Source organism: Ensifer sp., assembly GCF_035999135.1.
Classification (GTDB): Bacteria; Pseudomonadota; Alphaproteobacteria; order Rhizobiales; family Rhizobiaceae; genus Ensifer.
On record NZ_DASYGZ010000172.1, the window covers coordinates 1 to 3,293 of the forward strand.

General features: G+C 60.4%; 4 protein-coding genes. 3 read left to right on the plus strand and 1 reads right to left on the minus strand.

The genetic code is table 11. The features are described 5' to 3' along the window. Positions 1 to 155: 155 nt before the first annotated feature. Complete coding sequence (locus VGO12_RS22685; RefSeq protein WP_327497744.1) at positions 156 to 464, plus strand: NifU family protein; 309 nt, start codon at positions 156 to 158, stop codon at positions 462 to 464. A 151-nt stretch (positions 465 to 615) separates the two neighbouring features. Here the strand turns inward: VGO12_RS22685 and VGO12_RS22690 are convergent, their stop codons facing one another. Next, positions 616 to 1,683, minus strand: coding sequence for an SDR family oxidoreductase (locus VGO12_RS22690; RefSeq protein WP_327514998.1), 1,068 nt, complete (start codon positions 1,681 to 1,683; stop codon positions 616 to 618). A gap of 110 nt (positions 1,684 to 1,793) precedes the next feature. On the opposite strand from VGO12_RS22690, the gene VGO12_RS22695 reads away from it, so the two are divergent. Beyond that, the gene (locus VGO12_RS22695; protein WP_327514999.1) at positions 1,794 to 2,684 is read left to right on the plus strand and encodes a LysR family transcriptional regulator; all 891 of its coding nucleotides are present in this window, start codon (positions 1,794 to 1,796) and stop codon (positions 2,682 to 2,684) included. 173 nt (positions 2,685 to 2,857) lie between these two features. Beyond that, positions 2,858 to 3,293: helix-turn-helix domain-containing protein (locus tag VGO12_RS22700; RefSeq protein ID WP_327515000.1), on the plus strand; the 436-nt coding region annotated here is incomplete at its 3' end.

Below are 3,293 nucleotides of genomic sequence, written 5' to 3' on the forward strand. Positions count from 1 at the left end.
ACGCTTGCCAATCTCGAAATGCCCGAAGAACTGCAGGAGCGCTACGGCTATCCGGAAATCACCCGTGAGATGAAGGAGAACATCCTCGGCAAGGCCTTTGCCCGCGGCATGGGCATCGATATCGAAGCCAAGAAGATCGAACTGGGGCTGGTCTGATGACCGCCCGGTCCGCCATTTCGCCGGATGCGCTCGAAGCTGCATTTGCGCGCATCCGCCCCCTGATCCTTGGCCATGGCGGCGATATCGAGATCGCCGACATCAGTCCGGAGGGCGTCGTCAGCATCAAGCTCGTCGGCGCCTGCAAGGCCTGCCCCAACATGGCGATGACCTATGTCGGGCCGATCCGCACCTATCTCATGGAAGTGGACGGCGTGGCGGAGGTTCGCTGCGAGCAGGTCAACGCAAGCATCAAGACGCTCGATCGTCTCGCGCGTCGACTTGGGTCGAGACCGCTCATCGCCTGATCGGCGAAAATTCGTTGGATGTTCGAAACCGCGCTCCCGAAAGGAGCGCGGTTTTTCTCTATCCGACGGTGCGTCTTGGCTGTGTTAGCCCCGGGAACGCAAAACGGCGCGCCGGTGGCGCGCCGTGGTTTCCGTCGACCTGGCTTGTCGATCAGGGAATGATGCGCTCAGCCCGCAGGCGATCGAACACGTCGATGAAGGAGCGTTCGGTATCCTGCGTTTCCGCGAAGCCGAGTGCTCTCGCCTTCGCCATCGAGTGCACGCATTCCATGGGGCGCCCGAGGTCGAGATCGGTGTGCCAGGCAGAGGCGAGGCGATCGAGCTTGTTCGGCTGCAGGCCGTGCTGGCCGACGAGCCGATCCCAGTCATCGCCGAGATCCTTCAACTGCTCGGCAAGCGAATTGTACTCGCCGGGATACTCTGCCACGGGCACGTCGAAGTAGTCGGCGATCGTCTTCCAGAGCTGCTCCCAGCGGAAGACATCGCCATTGACCGCGTTGAAGGCTTCGTTGCGGGCGTTCGGTTCGGTGCCGGCCCAGACGATCTGCTTGGCGAGGATGCGCGCGTCGGTGATGTCGTTGAGACCACGATAGGCGGTCGGGCTTCCGGGGAAACGGAAGGGGCGGCCAGTCGCCTTGCAGATCGAGGCGTGCGTCGCCAGCGTCGCGCCGATGTTCATCAGGTTGCCGACAGCATAACCGATGATCGTATGGGAGCGGTGGACCGACCAGCCGAAATCGTACTCGGCGGCATAGGCCATGACGATGTCTTCGAGCTCGTAGTAGAAGTTCTTCTTCGGCAGGCGCGGTGCCGTTTCGCGGAAGGGCGTGACCGGCTGGACCTTGCCGTAGTCCTCGAAGGGGCCGAGATAGTGCTTCGTACCGGTGACGACGCCGACATGCTCTACGCAGCCCTTGTCCTTGAAGGCATCGAGCACATTCTTCAGCATGTTGCCGTTGAGGCGAATGTTCTCGTCCTCGTTCGATCCGAGCGTCCAGGAGCAGTAGAAGATGTGGGTCGGCGCCAGGTGGGAAAGCGCGGCAATCGCCCCGTCCCGCTTCAAAAGGTCGACAGCGTGCGGCTTGATGTAAGATGATCCAAGCGGCGGCCGGCGCGAGGCGCCGTGGATTTCCCATCCGCCGAGGTCTCTCAGATGCTCGGCGACGTTCAGCCCGACGATACCGGTCGCACCGACGATCAATGCGCGTTTTTGATACATGGATTCCTCCCTTTGTGACGTGTGGGCGAGAGGATGACGGTTTGCCCTCTGGTCAGGTAGAGCGACTTGAGGAATAACTGAAGTGAATAAAGTTCACGAAGGTGATGGCAATGCAGAACCGGGCGCTCGAGATGGAAGTCTTCGTGACAATCGTCGAAGCCGGCAGCTTTTCGGCCGCCGCCCGAATCTTCTCGATGTCGCCATCGGCCGTCAGCAAGCTGGTCACGCGGCTTGAAAGCCGTCTCGGCGTGCAACTCGTCGTGCGTTCGACCCGCAGTTTCCGGCTGACGACGGAAGGCAACGATTTCTACAAGACGTCACGGTCCATCGTGCAGGAAATTGCCGAAGCGGAGGCAAAAATCGCACGCAAAGCGGAGGCCGTCGGCGGACTTTTGAAAGTCAGCGCCAACCTGCCGTTCGGCACGCACGTGCTCTCGCCGCTCGTCGTGCGGTTCCTCGACGAAAATCCTGGCATGCGCATCGATCTCGAATTCAGCGACGAGTCCGTCGACCTGATCGCGGAGAAGACGGATATCGCCATTCGCGCGGGGCTTCTGCGTGACTCCTCGCTGCGGTCCCGTCGCTTGCTCGATTCGCCGAGGCATGTCGTCGCCTCGCCGGACTACCTGGCTCAACATGGCGAACCGGTTCGTCCGGAAGAACTGCGCAAGCACGCCTGCCTTACCTTTGGCGGCCGTCCGCATCTCAACACCTGGCAGTTCAAGGATCCCGTGGACGGTGCGTCGGTTCATGTCGACGTCGCCGGCAGGCTTGTCGTCAACAACGGCGAATCCATGCGCCACTTCGCGCTGCAGGGGGCGGGCGTCGCCCGGCTTTCCGCATTTCACATCAGTCGCGATCTTGCCGAAGGACGCCTCGTCCGGCTGCTTGTGCCCTGGGATGCAGGCGAGACCGAACCGATATCGGCGATCTATTCGGCTCAGACGCATGTGCCGCAGAGAATTCGCAGGTTCCTGGATTTCCTGGCGCATGCGATCTGACGAGAAGTGATCATTTGATAAATTATCACTTGATCAGTTTTGGTGATGGTGCTACCTCTTATGTCAGCTCAGGGAGAGAGCATGGGAGGTTCCCGGCCGTCGTTCGGGTCGGAGCCAAGTCTGATTTTCAAAGCGTGAGGACTGACACCATCCGTGTGTCAGAACGATAGGCTATGGCAAAAGCAGCACGAAAATATCTCGACGCGGCCGATCGCGAGCAGCAGATCCTCGAATTTGCGATCGATTTCGTTGCCCAGCGAGGACTACGGTTCACGACGCGGGAATTGGCTGATGCGCTCGGCGTTTCGCAGCCGCTGCTCTACAGGTATTTCAAGAACCGCGACGACCTGCTCCAGAAGATCTATGACGAAGTCTATCTGAAGCGTTGGGATCCGGGCTGGAACGAACTGCTCGCCGATCGTTCGCTATCGATCCGCGAACGCCTCGTCCGTTACCTCAGGGCCTACACGGCCGCGATCCTCGACGAGCGCTGGATCCGGATCTTCATCGCGTCGGCGCTGGAAGACCCGCAGATCACCCAGAAATATCTCGGTCTGCTGCATGAAACGACCTTTCCGCTGATCTTCGCCGAAATCGCGGCTGAAGCAG